The organism is Glycomyces albidus (assembly GCF_009451885.1).
In the GTDB taxonomy this organism is placed as follows: domain Bacteria; phylum Actinomycetota; class Actinomycetes; order Mycobacteriales; family Micromonosporaceae; genus Glycomyces; species Glycomyces albidus.
Window position 1 is genome coordinate 1 of sequence record NZ_WIAO01000013.1, and the last position, 24,355, is coordinate 24,355.

A 24,355-nucleotide genomic window follows, 5' to 3' on the forward strand; every position below is an offset into this window, starting at 1 on the left:
TACATCCGCTGGTACAACACCGAACGCATCCACACACGGCTTGAGGGCCTGACCCCGGCTGCATACCGGGCCCAGACCCTCATGGCCTAGCCTTCAAACACCAGTCCAACAATCGGGGACCAGTTCAATCTCCGCTGCGCCCCTCCGGTCCCGTTCCGGGGACGGTGGTGCTAGACCAGGCCCTTCTTCTCCAGGGCCGAGCAGACCGTGTCGACGATCAGCCCGGTGACGAGGTAGGGGTCCATGTTCGCGTTGGGGCGGCGGTCCTCGAGGTAGCCCTTCTTGTCCTTCTCGACCTGCCACGGGATGCGGATCGAGGCGCCGCGGTTGGAGACGCCGTAGGAGAACTGGGAGTAGTGGGCGGTCTCGTGGGCGCCGGTGAGGCGGTCGGCGATGCCGTCGCCGTAGACGGCGATGTGCTCGGCGGCCTTCTCGCCCAGGGCCTCGCACGCGGCGATGATGGGCTCGTAGTCCTCACGCATCGCCTTGGTGGAGAAGTTGGTGTGGCAGCCGGCGCCGTTCCAGTCGCCCTTGGCGGGCTTGGGGTCGATGGTCGCGGAGACGCCGAAGTCCTCGGCGGTGCGGTACAGCAGCCAGCGGGCCAGCCACAGCGAGTCGGAGACCTCGAGGGCGGAGGCCGGGCCGACCTGGAACTCCCACTGGCCGGGCATGACCTCGGCGTTGATGCCGGAGATCGGCAGGCCCGCGGCGAGGCAGTTGTCGAGGTGCTTCTCGACGATCTCGCGGCCGAAGATCTCGTCCGCGCCGACGCCGCAGTAGTAGCCGCCCTGCGGGGCCGGGTAGCCGCCCTCGGGGAAGCCGAGCGGGCGGGAGCCGACCATGAAGGTGTACTCCTGCTCGATGCCGAACCAGGACTCCTGCGCGGCGTACTTCTCGGCGGTCGCGGCCGTCTTCGCCCGGGTGTTGGACGGGTGCGGGGAGAAGTCGATGTCGAGGACCTCGCACAGGACCAGGATGTTCTCGCCGCCGCGGATCGGGTCCGGCACGACCTTGACCGGGCGCAGCACGCAGTCCGAGGCGTGGCCCTCGGCCTGGTTGGTGCTGGAGCCGTCGAAGCCCCAGATCGGCGGCTCGGCGCCGTCGGCGAGGATCTTGGTCTTGGAGCGCAGCTTGGCGGTCGGCTCGGTGCCGTCGATCCAGATGTACTCGGCTTTGATGGCCATCAGGTGGGAGCCCTTCTTCATGACGCGGTCCAGCTCGGGGGTCCGAACCGGCCGGGGGTGCCTGCTCACGCGGCGAGGCAGTGCCGATTCGAGCCGTGAGGCTGTGCTGCCACGCTCCCAGCGGGCAATTTCTCGTTCATTGATCGCGTGTAAACAGTCTGTTAACCGGTGCTGTGCGTGAGCAGCGGGCTGCTGTGAGTCCGTCTCGCCCTGGGTTCGGGGAGAAAATCTGCTTCGCCCCGTATCCGCCGTCGGGCCGGTCTCGTTCTTCTAGATGCGAGCGGCGAGACCGCTCGCGCTCAGGTTGAGGACGACGGGGGAGACGATGGGACGCATCGCCGGGGGCAGCGGGGAATCCCGCCGTCTCAGCGTGCTCCGGTTCCTCCTCGGCGCCGCGCTGACAGCATTCGGCTCCCTGCTCTTGGGGGCCTTCGCCATGGCCGATTCCGCTTGGGCATCAGACGATTCCGCAGCATCGCAGGGCCTTGCCGCGATGACCGACCCCCTCTCCGCAGAGGTGTCCGACATGTCGCGCCTGGCCGCGCGACTGGTCCCGCAGAACCAGCAGGGACATCGGACGCCGGCGGGACAGGGGGAGGTCACGGGGCTGGTGTCGGGCCTGTCCGAGCCGATGGGATCGCTGGTGGACGAGACGGATGAAGCCGTGGGCACGGTGCTGCCGACCGGCTCCGGACCCGGCTTGATCGACCTGGACGACACGTCCGTCGGAGACGGCACCGCCGAAGTAGTGGCACCGCTGGTGGGAACCCTCGTGCAGGGAACGGCGTCCATTGTGGACCGCCCGGCCCCGGTGGTGTCCGGTGTCTATGAGACTGTCGCGCCCCCGACCGACCCGGTCGGCGACCTGGCGCGACTGGTGACCGATGGCCTGCGTCTCGGCGACGCGACGACGCCCGGGAGCGTCCTCGCCGCTGCCGCAGGACAGCCGAGCTTCACCGCACTTGCGGCGAACGCCGACTCCAGCGAGGTGGTGGCGGCGCTCCGAGGAGCGCACACTGGCCGGCCGGCCGCCGCCTTCGAGTGCTCCGCTGAAGAACAGCGGGGGACGGACCGGTCCGGGATCGACGAGGTGCGCGGCGTGCCGCACACCGCGGCCGAGCCGTGGGGGTACCACGGCCCCGCCCTTCCCGACCTGAAGATCATCCCCGGTGGAGCCACTGGCTCGACCGCCGGTATCAGCGTCGACAGCGGTTGCAACGCTGTCTGCGTCTCCCCGTGCGCCGCGGGGGAAGAGGTGTCACTCTCCCGCACGGTGATCGGGGACTTGGGGCGGCCGTTGGACCGCGCCGCCGAGCTGTCCGTCGCCCCAGACTAGCGCCACCGCGCGTCGGCGCGCGGGGAGCGAAGTCCGCCTTCGCATCTCCCTCCGGTTCAGTGCTCGGGATTCAGACCCCCGGTGCCCTCCGGCGCGCCGACGCGCGGCCAGGCCTTCGCCGCCGCCTCCCTGAGAGGCCCGGCAATCCGATGAGCCGCCCGCACGATCGGGCGCACAATCCAGAAGGAAACCGCATCTCATGCGCAAGGTTCTCACCGTCGCGGCTGTCGCCGCCGGCGCCGCCGCCCTGTCGGCAGCGCCCGCGACGGCCGCCGGCAACAACTCCGGCATCACCGCCGGGGAGGTCAGCCTGGTCAACGTCGACGCGTCCAGCCTGGCCCACTGGCAGATCTGCGGCCAGAACATCCTGACCCAGTCCATCGGCCAGGTCTGCGACAACCGCGACCACATCGGTCCCGGCCCGCAGTCCGGCGTGTGGGCCGGTGACGCCGCGCTCGGCAACATCGACCTCTCGGACGCGCTGCACTGGCAGATCTGCGGCCAGAACATCGCCGTCGCGCCGTCGCTGCACCAGCAGTGCCTCAACTACGACCACCTGAACGAGTAGACCTCCCTGGCCGGGCCGTCCGCCGAGGACGGCTCGTCAAGCGGGACAACAGGAAACCAAGAAACGGGGAAAGAAACAATGCGCAAGGCTCTCATCGTCACCGCCGCCGCCGCCGGGGCGATCGCCGCCGTCGGCTCCGCCGGCTCCGCCATGGCCCAGAACTCGGGCGTGTGGGCCGCGGACGCCGCGCTGATCAACGCCGACGCCTCCAGCCTGGCCCACTGGCAGATCTGCGGCCAGAACGTGCTCGCCACGTCGTTCGGCCAGGTCTGCGACAACCGCGACCACATCGGCTCGGGCCCGCAGTCCGGCGTGTGGGCGGCCGGTCCGGCGCTCGCCAACCTGGACGCCTCCAGTGCGCTGCACTGGCAGATCTGCGGCCAGAACATCGCCGTGTCGCCGTCGCTCGAGCAGGTCTGCAAGAACTACGACCACGTCACCCACGCGGCGGAGTAAACCGGCCGCAGGGGCGAGCCCCGGGCAGCGCCGAGCCAAGGCTCGCGGCTGTCAAGCGGAGGCCCGTCCCGCCCGCAACGAAAGGAACCATCAGATGCGCAAGGTACTTGCCGTCACCGCCGCCGCTGCCGGCGCGATCGCCGCCCTCGGCGCGGCGTCGCCCGCCATGGCCCAGAACTCGGGCGTGTGGGCCGGGAGCCCCTCGCTGATCAACGCCGACGCCTCGAGCCTGGCGCACTGGCAGATCTGCGGCCAGAACATCCTGGCCAACTCGTACGGCCAGGTCTGCGACAACCGCGACCACATCGGCTCGGGCCAGAACTCGGGCGTGTGGGCCGGGAGCCCGTCGCTGGTCAACGCCGACGCCTCCAGTGCCCTGCACTGGCAGATCTGCGGCCAGAACGTGCTCGCCACGTCGTTCGGACAGGTCTGCGACAACCGCGACCACATCTCCGAGGACGAACGCGACCGGCACGACAAGGGCGCCGACCAAGGCGACTACTAGACCGTTCATCGCCCGTACGCGGGCGAGAAGGGGTAGAGGCACATGCGCAACACCACCATGGCGGCGGTTTCGGCCGCCGCGGCAGCAGCCGCATTCTCGGGAGACGCCGCCCAGGCGTCCACTCCCGACTGGTTGACGCTCGCCGCCGTGGAGACCGGGCACGACTCGGTCCTACCCAGTGTCTGCGAGACCGGAACACCCGGTGCGATCACCGGCCCGGCCTGCGACACCGTTCTCGGATCGCTTTCGGCGAACGAGTGGACGGGCGCGCCCCTGCCGGAGCTCCACGAGAGCGACGGCGGCGTCAGGCTCGTCGACATCGACCTGCGGAACTTCGCCACCTGGAAGGTCTGCGGGGTCGCGGTCGGCGCCTCCACCCGAGGCGCGCACTGCGACAACTCGATACAGGACCAGGAGGAGCCGGTGAACGCCGAACGCGGGAACGCGCTGGTGAACGCCGACGCCACCGGAGCCCTCCAATGGTCCGTCTGCGGTGTCTCGGTCGGCGAGGTGATCGTCGTGCCCTACTGCTGAACATGACCGCTGGGGATCAGGAGGAGCCGGTGGCCGGTGCGGGAACGCGCTGGTGAACGCCGAAGCCGCCGGAACCGACGATCCCCCCCAACTCGATCGGCGAATCCGTCGTCGATCCCCACCGAGCAGGCAAGACCGCTGCGAACCAGGAGGAGCCGGTGAACGCCGAACGCGGGAACGCGCTGGTGAACGCCGAAGCTGCCGGAACCTCCACCGGTCCGCGAGCGGTGCCCCGATCGGCGGGGCCGATGACGAGCTGTACTGCTGAACGGGATCGCTGCGAACCAGGAGGAGCCGGTGAACGCCGAACGCGGGAACGCGCTGGTGAACGCCGAAGCTGCCGGAACCTCCACCGGTCCGCGAGCGGTGCCCCGATCGGCGGGGCCGATGACGAGCTGTACTGCTGAACGGGATCGCTGCGAACCAGGAGGAGCCGGTGAACGCCGAACGCGGGAACGCGCTGGTGAACGCCGAAGCTGCCGGAACCTCCACCGGTCCGCGAGCGGTGCCCCGATCGGCGGGGCCGATGACGAGCTGTACTGCTGAACGGGACCGCCGCGAACCAGGAGGAGCCGGTGAACGCCGAACGCGGGAACGCGCTGGTGAACGCCGAAGCTGCCGGAACCTCCACCGGTCCGCGAGCGATGCCCCGATCAGCGGGGCGAACGTCGAGCCCCACAACTGAGTGAGACCTTCATACCCAAGCGGCCGGAGTCCCATCGGACTCCGGCCGCTCCCCTGTGTCCAAGGGCCGCTTGCGGTCTCAGTGCCGGTCAGAGCTCAGGCGTCCACGGGGTGCCTGCCGCGAGGGCCACCCGGCGGCCCAGCACCCGCACCTTCGTGTCCACACTGGAGACGAGGACGAGGTCCGTCACGGCCCCGCCGCGCCAGGCCAGCCGCTCCACCGTCACGCCGCCGCGGGCGCGCAGGCCCCGGACCTCGCCGTCGGGCCAGGCGCTCGGCAGCGCCGGCAGCAGCTCGATGACCGGCTCGCCGTCGACGGTGCGGTGCGACTGCACGAGCATCTCGGCGATCGCCGCGGTGGTGCCGAAGTTCCCGTCGATCTGGAACGGCGGGTGCGCGCACAGCAGCGAGGTGTAGACGCCGCCGTCCGCGTACTCGGTGCCCGCGCCGCGGAAGCCCACCGGTGTCAGAAACTCCCCGAGCAGCCGGTGCGCCCGGTCGCCGTCCCCCAGCCGGGCCCAGAGCGCGGTCTTCCACGCGAGCGACCAGCCGGTCCCGGCGTCGCCGCGCGCTTCGAGGCTCTTGCGGGCCGCGTCGAGCAGCTCGGGGGAGTCGGCGAACGAGTCACCCGGGAACACGCCGTACAGGTGGGAGACGTGCCGGTGGTGCGGCTCGGCCTCTTCGCGCTCGGCCGCCCATTCGAGGATCCGGCCGTCGGCGCCGATCTTGGGGCCGGCCAGGCGGGGCAGCGCCTCCTGGATGCCCTTGACGAGCTTGAGGTCCTCGCCGTGGAGGGTCTCGGCCACGACGTCGGCGGCTTCGACGACGAACGCGAACAGCTCGCGCACGAGCGCCGCGTCCATCCCGGTGGACTCGTCGATCGCCGAGTTCCCTTCGGGCGTGCGGAACTCGTTCTCAGGGCTCGACGCCGGGTTGGTGACCAGCGTGCCGTCGCCGCCTTCGGAGAGACGGTCGAACGCGAAGCGCGCGGCCCCGAGGACCAGGGGGAGCCGGTCCGCGAGGAACTCCTCGTCGCGGCCGAAGCGCCAGTGCTCGGCGATGTGCATGGCGAGCCAGAGCCCGCCCATCGGCCACGCCTGCCAGCAGGCGCGCCCGTCGACCGGGGTGGTGAGGCGCCAGTAGTCGGTGTTGTGGTGGCAGCACCAGCCGCCCGCGTCGTAGAGGCGACGCGCGGTCTCGGCGCCCGTGGCGGCCAGGCCCTCGACGAGGTCGAACAGGGGCTCGTGGAACTCCGGCAGGCCGCAGGTCTCGGCGGGCCAGTAGTTCATCTCGACGTTGATGTTGGTGGTGTAGTCGCAGTTCCACGGCGGCGTGACCAGGTCGTTCCAGATGCCCTGGAGGTTCGCGGCCTGCGTGCCCGGCCGCGAGGACGCGGCCAGGAGATAGCGGCCGAACTGGAACGCGAGGACGGCGAGGTGCTCGTCCGGTTCGCCGGAGGCGCGGCGCCGCAGCCGGTCGGCGGTGGACAGCTCGTCCACAGGGGACTGCGTGAACGAAGCGGCGCCCGCCGCTTCGGGCGGCTCTGCATCGAGCCGGAGTCCGACGCGGTCCATCACGGCCCGGTGCGCCGCGAGGTGGTCGTCGAAGAGCGCCTGCCAGCCGCTCTCGGCCGCGCGCCGGGCGTCGGTCTGCGCCCGGTCGAGGGCGGCCTGCTCGTCGAAGTCCGAGTGGAGCGCGAGGAAGACCTCGATCTCTCGGCAGCCGGTGAACCGGTGGCCGGCGTCTGCGGCGGCAACGCCGCCGTCGCAGCGGACGCTCGCGGTGAGGCCGAGCCGGCGCACGCCCTCGGCGGACGAGTAGTCGGGTCCGCCGTTCTTGTGGACGGTCACGGGGGCGCGGCCGGTGAAGCGCAGCTCGCCGGTCCCGGCGTCGGCGCCGGCCTCCGCGGATCCGCCCTCGTGCGGCCAGTGGAACTCCAGGTCGAGGTCGAAGGGCTCCTCGGCGCTCCACCGGATCGCGATGACGCCGTAGGCGACCGACGCGAACGCCTCCTGGCGGACGAGGCCGCGCACGGTGGTCGCGACGCCGTCGCGGAGGTCGAGCTCGCGCCGCTCGAGAGGAGCGTCGGAGTGGACCGCGGTGAACGCGCCGGCGGGCTGGTACGCCTGGGTGCTCGGGCCCTGGAGGCGGGTGATGAGCTGGTCGGCGGCGAAGTACTCGCCGCGGCGCACCAACTCGGCCGCTTCGGCGGCGATGCCCTCAACCCCGTCGGGGACGCCCTGATTGCCGTCGCCCGACCAGAAGCCGTCCTCGTTGAGTTCGATCCGGTCCCCGACCAGCATCGCCCCGACGCGTCCGTTTCCGAGCGGGAGGCCCTCGTGCCAGGCGTCGGCCGGTCTGTCATAGCTCAGCTTCAATGCTCGCGACATGCCGATATCCTATAGGATCCACGCGTCAGGCGCGCTCGGCCGGGCTGCGGTTCGTTATTCATTCGTGTCGCAACCTGCGGTGCCCGCTGCGCGTTAAAGTACTGCCCATCTCGAATCCGGCACATTCGATCCATATCGCAACGATCGAACGAGAGCAATCAACGTGGAACTCAAGCAATCCATCAAGACCGTCGGCGCATTCGGCGTCACCGCCGCCGCCGGTCTGCTCGGCTCAATCGCGCTCGCTTCGCCGGCCCAGGCAGCGGTCGCGACGATCCCGATCAACGACGGCAACGTGCCCACGACCGCCGCGGAGTTCGGCGACCAGAGCTGCGACCAGGTCCCCGACGACATCGCCGCCACCGAGGACGGCTGGGTGTTCGTGCTCCCGGCCGCCGCGGGCGCCGAGGGCAACTTCATCTCGGTCACGGCGACCTTCGAAGACGCCGAAGGCGACGAGCACGTGCTCACCACCGATGAGGACGGCGGCATCGTCTCCGGCTCCGGCGACAACAAGGCGTACATCATCACGCCCGCCGGCTGGACGCTCGTGGACGCCGAAGCCGAGGTCAACGACCCCGACGAAGGCGCCCAGTTCAACTTGACGCACACCTGCCCCGGCGAGCCCGGCGAAGAGCCGTCGAGCCCCGGCGAGGAGCCCTCGTCCCCGTCCGAGGAGCCGACCTCGCCCGGTGACGGTTCGAGCCAGCCCGGCGAGGAGACGACCTCTCCCACCGCCGGCGGCCAGCTCCCGACCACCGGCACCCCGCTGACGATCGCGATCGTCTCGGCCGCGGCCCTGGCCGCGGGCGGTGCCGCGCTGTACCTGATCCAGCGCCGCCGCCGCGAGGCCCAGAACTGGTAAGGCGCGAAGCGCTTCAGACGGCGCCCCCGGGTCCCATCCCCGGGGGCGCCGTCGCGTTTCGCCGATTTCGCGGTGGATTGGCAGGTCAGCCGTTCGGTCGGATTCCAGAACCTTCCGGTCGGACCGCAACTGCGGTGCATCCGGCGGCGTGAACACTTCGCCGGCGCCTGGCCCAGGCGCCGTCGGACACCGACAGGTCCGACACCGACCACCCATCACGGAGCCAGTCCCTTGAGATTCACACGCCGCCAGAAGGTCTCCGGCGCCGCGATCGCGGCCGGCCTGGCCGGAGCCGTCGCGCTCGCCTTCGCCGTCCCCGCGCTCGCGGGGAGCACCGACACCATCGCCATCAACCCGGGCAACGTGCCCACGACCGCCGAAGGGTTCGGCGACCAGAGCTGCGACCAGGTCCCGGGCGACACCGCGGACTGGCTCGACGGCTGGGTCTTCGTACTGCCCAACTCGGTCGGCGCCGACGGCAACTTCGAGTACATCGAAGCCGTCTTCCAGGACGAGGACGGCAACGTCCTCCGCTTCAACACCGACGACGACGGCGGGATCGTCTCCGGTTCCGGCGACAACAAGGCGTACATCGTCACTCCGGCCGGGCTCACGCTCATCGACGCCGAGGCCGTGATCCCGCGCGACGACGAAGAGGACGACAAGAAGGGCGGCAACGGGAACGGCGGCGGGAACGGCGACCGGGACTACTTCAACCTTACCCACACGTGCCCCGCGACCGAGGAGCCCCCGGGCGAGGAGACGGAGACCCCGAGCGAGGAGCCCTCTTCGGAGGAGCCGACCACCGAGGAACCGACCACCGAGGCGCCGACGTCGGAGGAGCCGACGACCGACGAGCCGTCGAGTTCGTCCGAGGAGACCACCTCCGAGGAGGAGACGACTTCCGAAGAGGAGACCACCTCTGAAGAAGAGACGACCTCCGAGGAAGAAACGACTTCCGAAGAGGAGACGACTTCTGCGGAGGAGACCACCTCCGAGGAAGAGACCACCTCTGCGGAGGAGACCACTTCCGAGGAGGAGACGACCTCTGAAGAAGAGACCACCTCTGAGGAAGCGTCCTCGCCCGCCGAGGAGTCGTCCAGCCCGACCGAGTCCGGCTCGCAGCCGACCACGACGAGCCCCGCGCCCGGCGCGGTCTCGACCTCGCCGGCCGGGTCGGCGCTGCCGATCACGGGCTCCTCGCTCACGTACTTCCTCATCGGTGGCGGCATCGTGGTGCTCGCGGGGATCGTGATCCTCATCGTGGCGCGCCGCAGGGCCGAGACCGGCGAGGAATAGGCGGCCCCGAACCGCGGATGCGGCCGTTATCGAACCGTTATGCAACCGCGGGAGACGCCGCCGCGTTTAGCAGTTGTCTCAGGGCAGGGAGCCCGGCGCAGTCAGGCCGGGGTGAGACCTCCGACTACCGCCCGCTGCTTGACGGTGCGGTCCTTGTCGAGCCCCCGGAATCCTGCCACCGGGGGCTCGACCCTAAGTCGACGCCCCGGAGCCGTCCCCCCCTTGGCTCCGGGGCGTCGCCTTTCCCCGGCTGTGAAGTCTGTGTAAAACCCGCGACTTCGAGGCCGACTCGCTTCTCTTTCAGTGGTGGACCCGGTACATTACCGGCAGGTTCGGCGCCTGGACGCCGGCCTGGTCCCCGCGGTGCCCGCTGCCCGGCATCCACGACGCACCTGCACAGGAGTGCCCGCCACATGGCCACTGAAGCCACAGAAGAGAACACGACGAACGACGACGCGCCCCCGCCCGGGCGCCTCGACAAGTACTTCGGGATGACCGAGCACCAGACCAACTGGAAGCGCGAGATCCTCGCCGGAACCACCACGTTCCTGGCGATGGCCTACATCCTCGCGGTCAACCCTGGCATCCTCAGCTTCGGACTCTCCGAAGCCGGATTCGACGCACCGAACCCCGGGGCGGTCTTCACCGCGACCGCCCTCGCCTCCGCCCTCGGCTGCCTCGTCATGGGCCTGTGGGCCCGCTATCCCATCGCCACCGCCCCCGGCATGGGACTGAACGCGTTCTTCGCCTTCACCGTGGTGATGACGCTCGGGATCCCCTGGCAGACCGCGCTCACCGGCACCCTCGTGTCCGGTGTGCTGTTCTTCGTCCTCGCGGTCACCGGCGCGCGCGAATCGATCATCAACGCGATCCCCGCCCAGCTCAAGCTCGCGGTCGGCGCGGGCATCGGGCTGTTCATCGCGTTCATCGGCCTCAAAGGCGGCGGCATCGTCGTCGACTCCCCGGCCACGCTGGTCACGATCGGCAGCTTCACCGACGGCACGGTCCTGCTCACCGTCTTCGGCCTCGTCGTCACCGCCGTGTTCATGGTCCTGGGCTGGAAGGGCGGCGTCTTCTACGGGATGCTCGCCACCCTCGCGCTCGGCATCCTCACCGGCGTCATCGACTTCCGCCTCGCCGAGGGCTTCACGCCGAACCTCGACGCGTTCGGCGCGGCCTTCACCGGCTTCGAAGACGCGTTCACGGTCCACATGATCGCCGTCATCCTCACCATGCTGTTCGTGGACTTCTTCGACACGGCCGGAACGCTGTTCGCCGTCGCCGGCCAGGCCGGGCTCGTCAAGGACGGCAAGCTCCCCCGGGCGGGCCGCGCACTCGCCACCGACTCGATCGCGACCTCCGCCGGCGCCGTCCTCGGCACCTCGACCACCACCGCGTACATCGAGTCGACCGCCGGCGTCTCGGTCGGCGGCCGCACCGGCCTGACCGCGGTCACGACCGGCTTCTGGTTCATCGTCTCGCTCGTCGCGTTCCCGGTGTTCGGCCTGGTGGCCAACAACCCCGCGGTCACCGCGCCCGCGCTCATCATCGTGGGCGTGCTCATGGCGAAGGCGCTCGGCCAGATCGAATGGGACCGGCTCGAGTACGCCATCCCGGCGTTCCTCATCGTCGCCGCGATGCCGCTGACCTACTCGATCTCCAACGGCATCGCCCTCGGGCTGGTGTTCTTCCCGGTCATGATGGCCGCGAAGGCCCGCTGGAAGGAAGTCCACCCGATCGCCTGGGTGCTCATGCTCGCCTCGATCGGCTACTTCCTGTTCCTGCTCGAGTAGCGCGCACACGACGAAGGGCCCGGGAGGAAGCCTCCCGGGCCCTTTCGCGTCGTGCTACGCCGCGCGGCGGAGCGCCTCGGTGAGCTTCATGCGCGACCCCGTGTACAGGACGCTGCGCTTGTACAGCTGCGAGCCGAGCGCCAGCGCCCCGGCCGCCGCGAGCGCCAGGAGGACGCCCGAGAGGCCGATCTGCCAGGCGGGGACCTCGGCGATCGCCATCCGGGTGGGCATCGCGATGCCCGAGAACGGCGGGATGATCGACAGGACCTCGGCGAACGTGCTCGTCGGCGCGTTCAGCAGGAAGATCGCGCCCAGGTAGCTGAGCGTCAGCGACATGATGAGCGGGGTCAGGACCGACCCGGACTCCTCTTGGCGGGAGACGAGGGAGCCGACGCCGCCGGCGAGGGTGCCGAAGAGCGCGAAGGCCATCAGCCACCACCCGATGGTGGAGACCGCCGCGGAGGCGGTGCCCGGCGGGAGGTCGGAGAGCATCCCGGTCGCGGCCGAGACGCCGAGGCCGACGGCGACCATGGCGATCAGGTTGACCAGGGAGATCACGCCGAGGCCGATGACCTTGCCGCCGAGGAGCTGCCACGGCTTGAGGCTGGTCAGGAGGATCTCGACGATGCGGCTGGACTTCTCTTCGACGACGCCCATGGCGATGTACTGCACCGGGGTCATGAGCATCATGAACATGATGATGGAGATGATCAGGCCGGTGAAGTAGTCGAGCGTGCTGTTGACGCCGCCGGACTCGAGGGTCACGAACTCCAAGGGCCGCACGGTGAGCGCCTGGGTGATCTCCTGGTCGGAGAGCCCGGCGTCCGCGAGGTTCGTCTGGACGCTGGCGGCCTGCCAGGCGGCGTCGATCTTCGTCTCGACGTCGTTGGCGACCCCGTCGAGGCTGTAGAGGGACCCGTCGGCGACGGCCGCCTCGACGGTCTCGTCCTCGACGGCCCGCTCGGCCTCGTCCGCGGAGCCGTAGACGGTGATGTCGAAGCCGCCCATGGCTTCGAGCTGGGCCTGCATCGCGGGGGCGTTGTCGCCGGCGAGGCCGACCTTCGCGTCGCCCTCGTCGCCGCCGATGAGGGTGGGGAGCGCCGCGAGGACGCCGACGATCACGACGGTGACGACTAGGCTGACGAGGTTCGACTTGGACAGGCCCCGGACGCGGATCTCGCGCCCGGCCACGAGCAGCAGCCCGCGCATCCGCGAAGTCTCTGATTGCGTCATCGGGTCACGGCCTCTCGGAAGATCTCGGCGATGGTCGGCTGGTCGTAGGCGAAGCGGGTGACGCGCCCGGCGGCCGCGGCGATGCGCAGCGCCTCCTGGTCGTCCCCGTCCTCGATGAGGTAGTCGTCGCCGTCGCGGGTCACGGTCCCGGGGAGCCGCGCCGTGAGGTCCTCGGGGGTCTCGACGCTGATGCGGAGGTGCTTGACCTCCTTGGCCTTCAGCTCCTCGACGCCGCCGGCGGCGATGATCCGGCCGTTGCCGATGATGACGACGGAGTCGCAGAGCCGCTCGACGAGGTCGAGCTGGTGGCTGGAGAAGATGACGGGCGCCCCGGCCGCGGCGCGGTCCTTGAGCGCGGTCCCCATGACGTCGACGGCGATCGGGTCGAGGCCGGAGAACGGCTCGTCGAGGATGAGCACCTCGGGGTCGTGGACGAGCGAGACGGCGAGCTGGACGCGCTGCTGGTTGCCCAGGGAGAGGTCCTGGACGAAGTCGCCCATCCGCTCGGTCAGGTTGAGCTGCTCCAGGAGTTCGGCGGCCGAGCGGCGGGCCTCGGCCCGCGTCATCCCGTGCAGCTCGCCGAAGTACGCGACCTGCTCGCCGGTCTTCATCTTGGGGTAGAGGCCGCGCTCGGAGGGCATGTACCCGAAGCGGCGGCGCTGTTCGACGCCGAGCGGCGATCCGTTGTAGACGATCTCCCCGGAGTCGGCGGCGAGCACGCCCATGGCGATGCGCATGGTGGTGGTCTTGCCGGCCCCGTTGGCCCCGACGAACCCGACGACTTCGCCCGGCGCGGCCGAGAGCGACACCCCGTCGAGGGCTGCGGTGTCGCCGAACCGCTTGTGCAGGTCCTTGATTTCCAACATGAACTCACCCTAGTTCCGGGCCGGAGCCGGGTCCTCATGCTTGAGGCTGATTCCGGACCGCCCGGATTCATTCGCGAGAAGTAATCACACTGATTTCCGCGCGGGACAAGTGTCGGTTGCCGCCGCCCCGGTCACCCGTTCGGCGTAAGAATGAGAGGCGGGCCAGCCGCCTGAGCCGTCTACGGGAGCCGGAGTCGCACTTGAGCGGCCTCGGCGACGCGTGAGGAGACGTATATGAGCACTGCACCGTTCGTCATCGTCGGAGGCGGCCTCGCCGCATCCAAAGCCGCGCAGACGCTTCGCGACGAGGGGTACGAGGGCGACCTCGTCGTCGTCACCGGGGAACCGCACCGGCCGTACGAGCGGCCGCCGCTCTCCAAGGACTACCTGCGCGGGGACGCCGACCGGTCGGCGCTGTTCACCGTCGACGAGGACTGGTACCGCCAGAACGCCGAACTGCGCGTCGGCGTGCCCGCGACCGGGCTCGACACCGGCGCCCGCCGGCTCGCGCTGGCCGACGGGAGCGGGCTCGACTACGCGAAGCTCCTCCTGGCGACCGGTTCCAGCCCGAGGGCGCTGCCGGTGCCCGGCGCGGACCTGCGCGGCGTGCACCTGCTGCGCACCGTCGAGGACGCCGACCTGCTCGCCGCCGAGGTGAAGAGCGGTGACGGCCGGGTCGCGATCGTCGGCGACGGGTGGATCGGCATGGAGGTCGCCGCGTCGGTGCGCCGGCTCGGCCGGGACGTGACCGTGTTCGGGCTGGGCGCGCAGCCGCTCGAACGGGTCCTCGGCCCCGAGATGGGCCTCGTGTTCGCGAAGCTGCACCTCGACCACGGGGTCGACCTGCGGCGGCGCACCGCGGTCGCGGAGATCGTCGGCGAGGACGGCCGCGCCGTCGCCGTCGAGACCGGCGACGGCGAGCGGGTCGACGCCGACCTCGTGCTCATCGCGGTCGGCGTCACCCCCAACACCGGGCTGGCCGCCGCCGCCGGGCTCGAACTGCGCGGCAGGGAGCTCGGCGGCGGCGTCGCCGTCGACGCCGCCCTGCGCACCAGCGCCCCCGACGTGTGGGCGGCCGGCGACATCGCGAGCGCGCCCTACCCGCACTACGGCCGCCCGATCCGGGTGGAGCACTGGCAGACCGCGATCGACACCGGCGTGCACGCCGCGAAGGCCGCGCTCGGCTCGGACGAGCCGTTCGACAAGCTGCCGTACTTCTTCACCGACCAGTACGACCTCGGCATGGAGTACCTCGGCTTCGTGGCCGGGCCCGACGCCTACGACGAGATCGTCGTGTCCGGCTCGGTCGAGTCGCTCGAGTTCGCCGCGTTCTGGACCAAGGAGGGGCGGGTCCTCGCGGGCATGGCCGTCAACACGTGGGACCGGATGGGCGACATCGAGGCCCTGATCCGCGCCGAGGAGCCGCCCGGGGAGTCGGCGCTGCGGTCATTCCGGTGACGTGACCAGGAAGGGCCGCAGCAGGTCCGGGACGGCCGCGTCGGCGAAGTCGAGGATCTCGTGCTCGTCGGCGTCGATCACCGCGTAGTGGCCCTTGCCGGCCGCGGTGGTGGCGTCGAGCGTCATGAGGCCCATGCGCTTCTGGAACACCGACTGCGAGAGGCGCCAGCCGATGATCCCGGAGCGGTCGAGGTGCACCGTGGCCCGGCGGGTGCTGCCGCGCCGCGACACGAGGTGCCGCGCGGTCAGGGCGTGGCCGAGGGACGCGTACGAGTCGAAGGCCGTCCACACCGCGAACGCCGAGCCGAGCACCGCTGCGAGCACGATCGCGGCGCTGAGCAGCGCCGGGAGCGGCCACTGCAGATGCGGGACGGCCGCCGCGGCGGCGAGCGCCGCGACGGTGACCGCGGCCCAGCGCAGGCGCCGCGTCCGGGCCGCCTTCGGATGGGTCCGGAGCTCGCACCCGACCGGGCCGACGACCGCTTCGGCGGCGGCGGTGACGGCGGGGAGCGGCGCGGCCGGGACCAGGGTGCTGAGGTCGCTGCCCTCCTGGTCGGTCTTGAGGCCGATCGCGACCACGTCGAGGCGTCCCGCACCTGCGGACCGGATCCCGATCGGCTCGACGATCTCGATGCCGCGGATGCGCTCCTCTTCGAGGCTGAGCGAGCGGGAGACGAGCAGGCCGCGGCGCACGCGGAGCGTCCCGCCGGGTTCGCGGTCGAGCCGGTGGCGCCACCACGCCTCGCCCTGGAGCGCGAGGCTTGCGACGGCGCCGAGGACGAGCAGGACGATCAGGCCGAGGCCGAGCACCGTCCAGGCCCCGTGCTCTTCGACGAGCCCGCCGACGATCTCGACGGGCAGGCCGCCCCTGCCGAACCAGTCCGCGACCTGGAACGCGGCGCCGACGGCCGCGCCAGCGAGCATCGGCGTGAGGAACGACAGCGGCGCGTACTTGAGCCAGCCGGGTTCCCAGGTGGCGAGCCGCTGCTCGCCGTCCTCGCCGATGCCGGCGGCGGCGCGGCGGAGCAGTTCGGCGCGGAGCCGGTCGGCTTCGGCGCGGGCGACCGAGTCGAGCGTGAGCGTCTGCTCGTTCGTCGATCCCGAGCCGCTGCCGGTCTCGCCGGTGCCGACCTTGACCTTGGCGAGTCCGAAGACGCGTTCGAGCGGGTTGGCGGTGAGGTCGACCGACCGGATGCGCTCGCGCATGAGCGAGCGCCGGGTCTTGAACAGGACGCCGGTGTGCATCTCCACGCGGGTGTCGGTGACCCGGTACCTGGTGACGCGCAGGCGGATCGCCTCGTAGCCGACGGTCGCGCCGATCACGAGCAGGGCGCCGGGGACGGCGAACGCGAGCGCGATGAGCAGGCCGGCGCCCGAGCCGATCCCGAACGCGACGGGCACGCCGGCGGCGGTCATCACCCCGGCCATGTAGAGGGCCGTGACCTTGAGGCCGCTGGGGTGGAGCCTGCGCCAGGGCTCGCCGGACTCGACCGGATCCGGTCCGGCCGCTCCGTTCGCGGCGGCGTCGCTTGCAGCCGTGCCGTTCACTGCGGCGCCGTGCTCGTTGGCTCCGCTTCCTGCAGAGCCGCTTCCGGCGGTGCCGTTCGCGGCCTCGCCGCGCTCGACCGCTCCCGCGGTGGCCTCCCCGCTCATGTCGCGTCCCCGGGGGTCGCGTCGGTGAGCTCGGTGAGGCGCTCGGCGAGCGCCGACGCCTCGTCCTGGTCGAGCCCTTCGAGTTTCACCGCGCCGGCGGACGACGCCGTCGTGACGACCACTGTGGACAGGCTGAAGGAGCGCTGGAGCGGGCCCTGGGTGGTGTCGACGGTCTGGATGCGGGACATCGGGGCGATCCGCCAGGTGCGCCAGAAGTACCCGGTGAGCGTGTACACCGCGGTGTCGGTGACCTCCCAGCGGTGCACCCGGTGCCACCACGCCGGCAGCGCCAGGGCCGAGGCGAGGCCGAGGACGAGGATCAGCGCGGCAGGGCCGAGCAGCCACGGCCGGGCCGGTTCGATGAGGAGGCCGAGGACGGCCAGGGGCACGACGGGGACGGCGGTGGCGACGAGCAGCTGCACGCGCCACCAGGGCACGGTGCGCGGGTCGAACCGGTTCTGCGGCGGGCGGAGGGCGGTCCGTGAAGCGGTCATGCCTGAATCGTATGGAACGAATGCGGGTGAAACTTCCGACTCGGGTCGGATCTTCCGCGGGCGCCGCGTCCTACCGAGGTACCGGTCGCGGGGCCGACAAAGGTCGAACGGCCCCGCGAATCGCTTGCGCGCCTTGTTATCCGATCGACACCGCGTCGATCGCCGCGAGCTCCTCGGCGGTGAAGGCGAGGTTCCCGGTCGCGGCGACGTTGGCCTCGAGTTGGGCGACGCTGCTCGCGCCGATGATGACGCTGGTCATCCGGTCGTCGCGCAGCGCCCAGGCGAGCGCCATCTGCGCGAGCGACTGGCCGCGGGAGGCGGCGATCTCGCCCAGCGCCTTCACCTTCGCCATGGTCGCCTCGTCGAGGCTGTCCTCGTTGAGGAAGTGGCTGGTGGCGGCCCGCGAGTCGGCCGGGACGCCCTTGAGGTACCGGTCGGTGAGCACGCCCTGCTCCAAGGGGCTGAACACGATGCAGCCGGCGCCGACCTCGTCGAGCGCCCCGAGCAGGTCGTCGTCCTCGATCCGGCGGTCGAACATCGAGTAGCGCGGCTGGTCGATGAGCAGCGGCGTGCCGAGGTCCCGCAGGATCGCGGCGGCGGCCCGGACCTGCTCGGAGGTGTAGTTCGAGACGCCGACGTACAGCGCCTTGCCCGACCGCACGATCGCGTCGAGGGCGCCCATGGTCTCCTCGAGCGGCGTGTCCGGGTCGGGCCGGTGGTGGTAGAACACGTCGACGTAGTCCAGGCCCAGCCGCGCGAGCGACCGGTCGACGGAGGCGACGAGGTTCTTGCGCGAGCCCCATTCGCCGTACGGGCCGGGCCACATGTAGTACCCGGCCTTGGAGGAGACGACGATCTCGTCCCGGTACGGCTTCAGGTCCTCGGCGAGGAGCCGCCCGAAGTTCTCCTCGGCGCTCCCGGCCGGCGGGCCGTAGTTGTTCGCCAGGTCGAAGTGGGTGACGCCGAGGTCGAAGGCGCGCCGCACGATCGCCCGCTGGGTCTCCAGGGGCCGGCCGTGGCCGAAGTTGTGCCACAGGCCCAGCGAGATCGCCGGGAGTTTGAGGCCGCTGCGTCCGGAGCGGCGGTAGGGCATGGACTCGTAGCGGTCGTCCGCGGGAATGAAGGTCACCAGTGCACCCTATCCGGTTCGGCAAGCGTTGTACGCGAACGAGCGGCGAGCCCCCGCCCGCGGGTGAACCCGAGGTGAACGGCTACGCGTGCGGGTCGAACTTGTAGCCGAGGCCGCGGACCGTGACGAGGTGGCGCGGCTTGCCCGGCTCCGGCTCGATCTTGGAGCGCAGGCGCTTGACGTGCACGTCGAGGGTCTTGGTGTCGCCCACGTAGTTCGCGCCCCAGACCCGGTCGATGAGCTGCCCGCGGGTGAGCACGCGCCCGGCGTTGCGCAGCAGCATCTCGAGCAGCTCGAACTCCTTGAGGGGGAGCTGCACGTCGCCGCCGCCGACGGTGACCGTGTGCCGGTCGACGTCCATGCGAACCGGCCCGGCCTCGAGGACCGTGACGATCGGGTCGTCCGGCTCGGCGGAGCGGCGCAGCACGGCCCGTATGCGGGCGACCAGCTCCCGGGACGAGTACGGCTTGGTGATGTAGTCGTCGGCGCCCAGCTCGAGGCCCACCACCTTGTCGACCTCGGAGTCCCGGGCCGTGACCATGATGATCGGCACGTTCGAGTGGGCGCGCAGCTCCCGGCAGACCTCGGTGCCGGACTTCTCCGGCAGCATCAGGTCGAGCAGGACCACGTCGGCGCCGGCGCGCTCGTACTCCTTGATGGCGGCGTCGCCGTCCGCGGCGACCGCCACCTCGAAGCCCTCCTTGCGGAGCATGTAGGAGAGGGCATCGGAGAACGATTCCTCGTCTTCAACTACGAGCACGCGGGTCACGAGTGAACCTTCCTAAACGGCGGGCTTGCTGGTTGGTTCCGATTTCAGCCGAGTCCGGTGCCGTCGCGTCGGACGGAAGGGAACGCGCAGGCAACATCAAGGTAAACACTGATCCGGCATCGGGCATACTGGACACTTCCACCCTACCCCCGTGATTGACCGCCACGTGCTTGACGATCGCCAGGCCGAGGCCGGTGCCGCCCGTCGCGCGCGACCGGGCCGCGTCCACCCGGTAGAAGCGCTCGAAGATGCGGTCCAGCTCCTCCGCGGGAATGCCGATGCCCTGGTCGCGCACGGAGATGCACACCATCTTGACCCCCGCGAGGTGCCCGTTCGGGGACGTCACCGAGGTGGACACCTCCACGGACGTGTGCTCAGGTGAATAGGAGATGGCGTTGCCGACGAGGTTCTTCACGGCGGTGACGAGCTGCGGCTCGTTCCCGAGCACCTCGGTGCCCTCGACGCCGGTGGCGACGAGCTCGATGCCCTTCTCCTCGGCGGCTATCCGCGTCTGGTCGAACGCCTCCATCACGATCCGGTCGACCTCGACCGGCTCGGGGTCCGGCAGCTTCTCGGCCCCCTGGAGCCGCGACAGCTCGAGCAGGTCGCTGACCAGGTGGTTCATGCGCTTGGACTCGGAGCGGATGCGGTCGGCGAAGCGCGCGGCCGCGTCCGGGTCCTCCGCGGCGTCCTTGAGCGCCTCGGAGAGGATCTGCATCGCGCCGACCGGGGTCTTCAGCTCGTGGCTGATGTTCGCCACGAAGTCGCGCCGGACCCGCTCGACGCGGTGGAGCTCGGAGATGTCCTGGAACTCGGCGACCGACACGCCGTCGGGCAGCGGCGTGATGCGCACGCTCACAGCGCTCGGCTCGCCCATGACCTGCTTCGGGACCTCGATCTCCGCGTCCCGGTAGCGGCCCGAGCGCCGCGCCTGCGCGAGCAGCGCCCGCAGCGTCAGCGACACGATCTCGTGGTCGTCGACCAGCCCGAGGTCCCGGGCGGCGCGGTTGGTGTACAGGACGCGGTTGTGGTCGTCGACCAGGCAGACGCCGGTCCTGAGCAGGCCGACGGCGGCCTCCCACGGGCGGGTGTCGGGGACGGGCGCGGAGCGGGGCTCGGGGTGGGGCGCTCCCCGGTGCCGGATCCGCATCATCGCGGTCGCGGCGGCGCCGAAGGCGGCGCCCGCGGCGAGACCGGTGAGGACGCGACCGATGCCTCCGCCGAGGCTCTTGGGCTGCGGTTCGTTATGGGCCACGCCCCCAGATTAAGCGCGAGACGGCCCGGTGTCGACCACCGGGCCGTAATCGAGCTCACGCCTGCCGGCGCGCCGCGGTCGTTCGGACTACTTCTCCTCGGCCTGCTTCAGGCCCTTGTTCGCGTCCCCCTTCAGGCCCTTCCCCTGGGCCGCGACGGCGGCGGCAGCGGCGGCCGCGGCCTCGGGGTCGAGGTAGGAGCCGCCGGCGGTGACCGGCTTGAGGGTCTTCTCGTCGAGCTCGTACAGCAGGGGCATGCCGGTGGGGATGTTCAGGCCGACGATCGCCTCGTCGCTGATGCCGTCGAGGTGCTTGATGAGGGCGCGCAGCGAGTTGCCGTGCGCGGCCACGAGCACGGTCTGCCCGGTCCTCAGGTCGGGGACGATCCCGTCGTACCAGTAGGGGAGCATGCGCTCGAGCACGTCCTTGAGGCACTCGGAGGCGGGGCTGACCTCGGGGGCGAGGGAGGCGTAGCGGGCGTCGCCGTCCTGGGAGAACTCCGAGCCGGGCTCGATCGGCGGCGGCGGGACGTCGTAGGAGCGGCGCCAGATCATGAACTGCTCCTCGCCGAACTCGGCGAGCGTCTGCGCCTTGTCCTTGCCCTGGAGGGCGCCGTAGTGGCGCTCGTTCAGGCGCCACGAGCGCTTGACGGGGATCCAGGACCGCGCGGCCTCGTTCAGCGCCAGCTCCGCGGTGTTGATCGCGCGGCGCAGCAGCGAAGTGTGGACGACGTCGGGCAGCAGGCCGGCCTCGGCGAGCAGCCGTCCGCCGCGGCGGGCCTCCTCCTCGCCGGAGGGCGACAGCTTCGCGTCGACCCAGCCGGTGAACAGGTTCTTGGCGTTCCATTCGCTTTCGCCGTGGCGAAGCAGCACGAGAGTGTAGGTCATGCCCCTATCCTGCCGCCCCGCCCGCGCCCCCGCCCCCCGGTCGCCGCGGCGGTGTGGCGGGCGTCGCCTCCTCACAGGCGGGTGCGGCCGGCCGTGCGGTCAGTCCCGCGGCCGGAGGTGTTCGAACGCGGCGAGGTTGCGGGTGGATTCGCCGCGGGCGAGGCGCCAGCGCCACTCCTCCTGGATGGAGGTCGTGAAGCCGAGCTCGAGGATGACGTTGAAGGTGTCGTCGGCGGCCTCGAGGACCTGGCCGAGGACGCGGTCGAGCTCGGCGGGGTCGATCGCGGTGAACGGGAGGCGGCCGACGAGGTGGATGTCCTCGCTCTCGTCGGTCGCGAACGCGACGGCGTACAGCTTCCCGTTGCGGCGCAGGAGCTCCGACCACACCGCTGCGTGGTTCTCCTCCGGCCTGCGGGCGACGAACGCTTCGACGCGGAGGGCGTGGTCTTCGACGACGAGGCCGCACTCGGTGGTGAGCTTGCGCTGCCCGGGCAGGGTCACGACCGCCGACCGCGGCGTGTCCAGGCGGTAGTCGGCGCCGATCTCGTCCAGGGCGGCCTTGAGTCGCTCGATCACCGGTTCAGCGTAGTCGACGTCGGACGGGCAAGCCCCCGGCTGGAGCCGGGGGTCACCTGACCGTAATCGCCCGCGAGCGGCGCAGGACCGCGCGGCGGTAGGCGGCGCCGAGCCCTTCGGCCGTGGCCTGCCAGGAGAAGAGGGCGGCGTGGGTGCGGGCGCCGGCGGCGAGGCGCTCGCGCAGGGCCCCGTCGCCGAGGAGCCGGGCGAGCGCCCCGGCCCAGTCGTCGGAGCGGTGGGAGTCGACTAGCAGGCCCGAGACGCCGTCGGCGACGGCGGTCGTGAGCCCGCCGACCTTCGCGGCGACCACGGGCGTGCCGGTCGCCTGGGCCTCGAGGGCGACGAGGCCGAACGACTCGTTGTAGCTGGGGACGGCGACGGCGTCGGCGGCCCGGTAGACCTGCGCGAGCGCCTCGCCCGAGCGCGGGGTGCGCCACTGGACCCGGTCGGCGAGCCCGAGCTCCCCGGCGAGCTTGGGCAGCCAGTACAGGTCGGTGTTGGACGGCCCGCCCACGAACACCGGGACGATCCGGGCCGCGAGCGCGGGGTCGGTCTCGCGCAGCCGCGCGAGGCCGCGCAGGAGCACGTCGGGGGCCTTGGCGGGCTGGATGCGGCCGACGAAGGCGATGACGAGCGCGTCCTGCGGCACGCCGAGCGCCTGCCGGGCGGCGTACCGGTCGCCGGGGCGGAACACGCCGAGGTCGACGCCGGGGTGGACGACTTCGACGCGGCGGGCGTCGGCGGCGTAGTACCGCTGGAGCTCGTCGGCTTCGGCCGCGGTGTTGGCGATCAGGAGGTCGGCCTCGGTGGTGATCTGCTCCTCGCCGACGACGCGCCCGATCGGCTCGGGGGAGTCGCCATCGGCGAGCTGCGCGTTCTTGACCTTCGCGAGGGTGTGGAAGGTCTGGACGAGCGGGACGTTCCACCGCTCGGAGGCGACCCACGCGGCCTGGCCGCTGAGCCAGTAGTGGGCGTGGATGAGGTCGTAGTGGCCGGGCCGGTTGTGCGCCTCGGCGCGCAGGAGGCCGCCGGTGAACGCGCACAGCTGCGTGGGCAGGTCGTTCTTGGACAGGCCCTCGAAGGGGCCGGCGGGGAGGTGGTGGACGAGGACGCCGGGCGCGGCCTCGACGGTGGGGGGCTCCTCGGAGCTGGTGGCGCGGGTGAAGATCTCGACCTCGACGCCGGCGCGGGCGAGCTCGCGGGCGGTGTTGAGGACGTACACGTTCATGCCGCCGGCGTCGCCGGTGCCGGGCTGCGCGAGGGGGGAGGTGTGGACCGAGACCATCGCGACGCGGTGGACCGCCTGCTTCCGGCATCGGGCCCTGAACGCCGGTGTACGCCGTTGATTCACGTGTCTGTCCTCTCCCGCGGCTGCTCGTCCCCTACAGCAACCGCAAAACCCTCGCCATCCTTCCGCTTCCGGGTGTCCGGGCACAACCGGCCCAAGCGCGGGAGTGACGAATGTCAAGCCGCCGGGCGACATGAGCCTTCCCTTCCGATTCGTGTCGGAATAGTGACACTCGGTCGAGGGAAGCCGGAATTTCTCTCGCGACACGGGCCGGAATGAGCCTCAAATCCGGGCAAGTCGTCCATGATGGGGAGACTTGTCATCACGAGGGGGGACAACACCATGAGCACTGCCACCGTGCCCGCCGCCAGGCAGCCCACGATGTCACCGGTGTCCAAGTTCGGACAGACGCACTCGCTTCGCCGCCTGCCCGTCCAGGAGCGCTCGGCCGCACGCGTGCGCCGGATGCTCGACGCGGCCGCCGACCTGATCGAGGAGGTCGGCTACGACCGGCTCTCGACCACCGCCATCGCCCAGCGAGCGGACGTCGCGATCGGCTCGGTCTACCAGTTCTTCGGGGACAAGCGCTCGCTCGCCGAGGCGCTCTCGCAGCGCTACATCGACCTGTACTTCGAGCGCCTGGCCGCGCGCTTCGACGCCGAACCGCCCGCCGACTGGCGGGCCGGGGTCGAGGCCGCGATCGCCGAGTACGTGCACATGTACCGGACCGCGCCCGGCTTCCGCGTCCTTCACCTGGCCGACGCGATCGACCCGGGCCGGGCCGACGCCGTCACCACCGGCGGCGACGTCATCGCCGAGCAGATCCTCGCCGGGCTCGCCCAGCGCTTCGGGATCGGCGGGGACGACGAGCTCGGCAAGACCGTCACGGTCGCCGTCGAGACCGGGCAGGCCCTGGTCCGCCTGGCGTTCCGCCGCGACCCCGAAGGCTGCGCCGCCTCGATCGCCGAGGCCAACGGCGTCGTCTGCGACTACCTCGCCCGCCGCCTGCCGTAGGCGCGCGACCAGCCGAAGGAAGCAGGCCCTGACGCGGGCCACTCAACGACCGCGCCGGGACGTGGGGCCGTACCGGGCCGACTAGTCTCGAAGTCGACCCGGTGCGGTCTCTGACTTTCGA

General features: G+C 71.1%; 23 protein-coding genes. 11 read left to right on the forward strand and 12 right to left on the reverse strand.

The window, feature by feature from the left end; genetic code table 11:
* The first annotated feature begins 3 nt into the window (after positions 1-3).
* Positions 4-90: an IS3 family transposase gene (locus tag GFD30_RS12155; RefSeq protein ID WP_322633022.1), complete on the forward strand. Its 87-nt coding sequence runs from the start codon at positions 4-6 to the stop codon at positions 88-90.
* 80 nt (positions 91-170) lie between these two features.
* Here GFD30_RS12155 and glnII read toward each other — a convergent pair whose 3' ends face one another.
* Positions 171-1,184, reverse strand: a complete 1,014-nt coding sequence (gene glnII, locus GFD30_RS12160; protein WP_153025579.1) for a glutamine synthetase — start codon at positions 1,182-1,184, stop codon at positions 171-173.
* A 325-nt stretch (positions 1,185-1,509) separates the two neighbouring features.
* Here glnII and GFD30_RS12165 point away from each other — a divergent pair, with 325 nt between their 5' ends.
* The 5 genes from GFD30_RS12165 (at position 1,510) to GFD30_RS12185 (ending at position 4,583) form a co-directional block, all read left to right on the forward strand.
* A complete protein-coding gene (locus tag GFD30_RS12165; protein ID WP_153025484.1) occupies positions 1,510-2,520 on the forward strand; it encodes a hypothetical protein in 1,011 nt (336 codons plus the stop codon).
* Positions 2,521-2,719: 199 nt separating this feature from the next.
* Complete coding sequence (locus GFD30_RS12170; protein WP_153025485.1) at positions 2,720-3,088, forward strand: hypothetical protein; 369 nt, start codon at positions 2,720-2,722, stop codon at positions 3,086-3,088.
* A 78-nt stretch (positions 3,089-3,166) separates the two neighbouring features.
* Positions 3,167-3,544: a hypothetical protein gene (locus tag GFD30_RS12175; protein ID WP_153025486.1), complete on the forward strand. Its 378-nt coding sequence runs from the start codon at positions 3,167-3,169 to the stop codon at positions 3,542-3,544.
* Between the two features lie 94 nt (positions 3,545-3,638).
* Positions 3,639-4,049 (forward strand): hypothetical protein, encoded by a 411-nt coding sequence (locus GFD30_RS12180; protein ID WP_153025487.1) that lies wholly within the window; start codon positions 3,639-3,641, stop codon positions 4,047-4,049.
* Positions 4,050-4,091: 42 nt separating this feature from the next.
* Positions 4,092-4,583: a hypothetical protein gene (locus GFD30_RS12185; RefSeq protein WP_153025488.1), complete on the forward strand. Its 492-nt coding sequence runs from the start codon at positions 4,092-4,094 to the stop codon at positions 4,581-4,583.
* A gap of 773 nt (positions 4,584-5,356) precedes the next feature.
* On the opposite strand, the gene GFD30_RS12190 is transcribed toward GFD30_RS12185, so the two are convergent.
* A complete protein-coding gene (locus GFD30_RS12190; RefSeq protein ID WP_153025489.1) occupies positions 5,357-7,657 on the reverse strand; it encodes a glycosyl hydrolase family 95 catalytic domain-containing protein in 2,301 nt (766 codons plus the stop codon).
* Positions 7,658-7,820: 163 nt separating this feature from the next.
* On the opposite strand from GFD30_RS12190, the gene GFD30_RS27920 reads away from it, so the two are divergent.
* The 3 genes from GFD30_RS27920 to GFD30_RS12205 all read left to right on the forward strand — a co-directional run bounded on the left by GFD30_RS27920 (position 7,821) and on the right by GFD30_RS12205 (position 11,614).
* A complete protein-coding gene (locus tag GFD30_RS27920; RefSeq protein WP_153025490.1) occupies positions 7,821-8,522 on the forward strand; it encodes an LPXTG cell wall anchor domain-containing protein in 702 nt (233 codons plus the stop codon).
* A gap of 231 nt (positions 8,523-8,753) precedes the next feature.
* Positions 8,754-9,821 (forward strand): LPXTG cell wall anchor domain-containing protein, encoded by a 1,068-nt coding sequence (locus GFD30_RS12200; RefSeq protein ID WP_153025491.1) that lies wholly within the window; start codon positions 8,754-8,756, stop codon positions 9,819-9,821.
* Between the two features lie 413 nt (positions 9,822-10,234).
* A complete protein-coding gene (locus tag GFD30_RS12205; protein WP_153025492.1) occupies positions 10,235-11,614 on the forward strand; it encodes an NCS2 family permease in 1,380 nt (459 codons plus the stop codon).
* Between the two features lie 54 nt (positions 11,615-11,668).
* On the opposite strand, the gene GFD30_RS12210 is transcribed toward GFD30_RS12205, so the two are convergent.
* Complete coding sequence (locus GFD30_RS12210; protein ID WP_194201940.1) at positions 11,669-12,823, reverse strand: ABC transporter permease; 1,155 nt, start codon at positions 12,821-12,823, stop codon at positions 11,669-11,671.
* Positions 12,824-12,843: 20 nt separating this feature from the next.
* Positions 12,844-13,713 carry an ABC transporter ATP-binding protein gene (locus GFD30_RS12215; protein WP_153025494.1) on the reverse strand — a complete coding sequence of 290 codons (870 nt, stop codon included), beginning with the start codon at positions 13,711-13,713 and terminating at the stop codon, positions 12,844-12,846.
* A gap of 234 nt (positions 13,714-13,947) precedes the next feature.
* On the opposite strand from GFD30_RS12215, the gene GFD30_RS12220 reads away from it, so the two are divergent.
* Entirely contained in the window at positions 13,948-15,171 is a 1,224-nt protein-coding gene (locus GFD30_RS12220; protein WP_153025495.1) for an NAD(P)/FAD-dependent oxidoreductase, read from the forward strand.
* Here the strand turns inward: GFD30_RS12220 and GFD30_RS12225 are convergent.
* The 8 genes from GFD30_RS12225 to mshA form a co-directional block, all read right to left on the reverse strand.
* Entirely contained in the window at positions 15,160-16,824 is a 1,665-nt protein-coding gene (locus GFD30_RS12225) for a PH domain-containing protein (RefSeq protein WP_227996151.1), read from the reverse strand. The genes GFD30_RS12220 and GFD30_RS12225 overlap by 12 nt on opposite strands.
* The gene (locus tag GFD30_RS12230; protein WP_153025496.1) at positions 16,821-17,318 is read right to left on the reverse strand and encodes a PH domain-containing protein; all 498 of its coding nucleotides are present in this window, start codon (positions 17,316-17,318) and stop codon (positions 16,821-16,823) included. The genes GFD30_RS12225 and GFD30_RS12230 overlap by 4 nt, the downstream gene beginning before the upstream one ends.
* A gap of 136 nt (positions 17,319-17,454) precedes the next feature.
* Positions 17,455-18,411: an aldo/keto reductase gene (locus GFD30_RS12235; protein ID WP_153025581.1), complete on the reverse strand. Its 957-nt coding sequence runs from the start codon at positions 18,409-18,411 to the stop codon at positions 17,455-17,457.
* A gap of 118 nt (positions 18,412-18,529) precedes the next feature.
* Positions 18,530-19,216, reverse strand: a complete 687-nt coding sequence (locus GFD30_RS12240; RefSeq protein WP_322633186.1) for a response regulator transcription factor — start codon at positions 19,214-19,216, stop codon at positions 18,530-18,532.
* Positions 19,194-20,471, reverse strand: coding sequence for a sensor histidine kinase (locus tag GFD30_RS12245; protein WP_153025497.1), 1,278 nt, complete (start codon positions 20,469-20,471; stop codon positions 19,194-19,196). Before GFD30_RS12245 ends, GFD30_RS12240 begins: the two co-directional genes overlap by 23 nt.
* An 87-nt stretch (positions 20,472-20,558) precedes the next feature.
* Positions 20,559-21,356 carry a phosphoglyceromutase gene (locus GFD30_RS12250; RefSeq protein WP_153025498.1) on the reverse strand — a complete coding sequence of 266 codons (798 nt, stop codon included), beginning with the start codon at positions 21,354-21,356 and terminating at the stop codon, positions 20,559-20,561.
* A gap of 99 nt (positions 21,357-21,455) precedes the next feature.
* Positions 21,456-21,932, reverse strand: coding sequence for a type III secretion system chaperone family protein (locus GFD30_RS12255; protein ID WP_322633187.1), 477 nt, complete (start codon positions 21,930-21,932; stop codon positions 21,456-21,458).
* A gap of 52 nt (positions 21,933-21,984) precedes the next feature.
* Positions 21,985-23,217 carry a D-inositol-3-phosphate glycosyltransferase gene (mshA, locus tag GFD30_RS12260; protein ID WP_153025583.1) on the reverse strand — a complete coding sequence of 411 codons (1,233 nt, stop codon included), beginning with the start codon at positions 23,215-23,217 and terminating at the stop codon, positions 21,985-21,987.
* A gap of 345 nt (positions 23,218-23,562) precedes the next feature.
* On the opposite strand from mshA, the gene GFD30_RS12265 reads away from it, so the two are divergent.
* Positions 23,563-24,234 carry a TetR/AcrR family transcriptional regulator gene (locus GFD30_RS12265; RefSeq protein ID WP_227996153.1) on the forward strand — a complete coding sequence of 224 codons (672 nt, stop codon included), beginning with the start codon at positions 23,563-23,565 and terminating at the stop codon, positions 24,232-24,234.
* The last annotated feature ends 121 nt before the right edge of the window (positions 24,235-24,355 follow it).

Excerpts from the sequence above, each read along its gene's own strand:
- glnII (WP_153025579.1), bottom strand. The coding sequence starts at position 1,184 with ATGGCCATCAAAGCCGAGTACATCTGGATCGACGGCACCGAGCCGACC.
- GFD30_RS12165 (WP_153025484.1), top strand. The coding sequence starts at position 1,510 with ATGGGACGCATCGCCGGGGGCAGCGGGGAATCCCGCCGTCTCAGCGTG.
- GFD30_RS12170 (WP_153025485.1), top strand. The coding sequence starts at position 2,720 with ATGCGCAAGGTTCTCACCGTCGCGGCTGTCGCCGCCGGCGCCGCCGCC.
- GFD30_RS12175 (WP_153025486.1), top strand. The coding sequence starts at position 3,167 with ATGCGCAAGGCTCTCATCGTCACCGCCGCCGCCGCCGGGGCGATCGCC.
- GFD30_RS12180 (WP_153025487.1), top strand. The coding sequence starts at position 3,639 with ATGCGCAAGGTACTTGCCGTCACCGCCGCCGCTGCCGGCGCGATCGCC.
- GFD30_RS12185 (WP_153025488.1), top strand. The coding sequence starts at position 4,092 with ATGCGCAACACCACCATGGCGGCGGTTTCGGCCGCCGCGGCAGCAGCC.
- GFD30_RS12190 (WP_153025489.1), bottom strand. The coding sequence starts at position 7,657 with ATGTCGCGAGCATTGAAGCTGAGCTATGACAGACCGGCCGACGCCTGG.
- GFD30_RS12205 (WP_153025492.1), top strand. The coding sequence starts at position 10,235 with ATGGCCACTGAAGCCACAGAAGAGAACACGACGAACGACGACGCGCCC.
- GFD30_RS12210 (WP_194201940.1), bottom strand. The coding sequence starts at position 12,823 with ATGCGCGGGCTGCTGCTCGTGGCCGGGCGCGAGATCCGCGTCCGGGGC.
- GFD30_RS12215 (WP_153025494.1), bottom strand. The coding sequence starts at position 13,713 with ATGTTGGAAATCAAGGACCTGCACAAGCGGTTCGGCGACACCGCAGCC.
- GFD30_RS12220 (WP_153025495.1), top strand. The coding sequence starts at position 13,948 with ATGAGCACTGCACCGTTCGTCATCGTCGGAGGCGGCCTCGCCGCATCC.
- GFD30_RS12225 (WP_227996151.1), bottom strand. The coding sequence starts at position 16,824 with ATGAGCGGGGAGGCCACCGCGGGAGCGGTCGAGCGCGGCGAGGCCGCG.
- GFD30_RS12230 (WP_153025496.1), bottom strand. The coding sequence starts at position 17,318 with ATGACCGCTTCACGGACCGCCCTCCGCCCGCCGCAGAACCGGTTCGAC.
- GFD30_RS12235 (WP_153025581.1), bottom strand. The coding sequence starts at position 18,411 with ATGCCCTACCGCCGCTCCGGACGCAGCGGCCTCAAACTCCCGGCGATC.
- GFD30_RS12250 (WP_153025498.1), bottom strand. The coding sequence starts at position 21,356 with ATGACCTACACTCTCGTGCTGCTTCGCCACGGCGAAAGCGAATGGAAC.
- mshA (WP_153025583.1), bottom strand. The coding sequence starts at position 23,217 with ATGGTCTCGGTCCACACCTCCCCCCTCGCGCAGCCCGGCACCGGCGAC.
- GFD30_RS12265 (WP_227996153.1), top strand. The coding sequence starts at position 23,563 with ATGAGCACTGCCACCGTGCCCGCCGCCAGGCAGCCCACGATGTCACCG.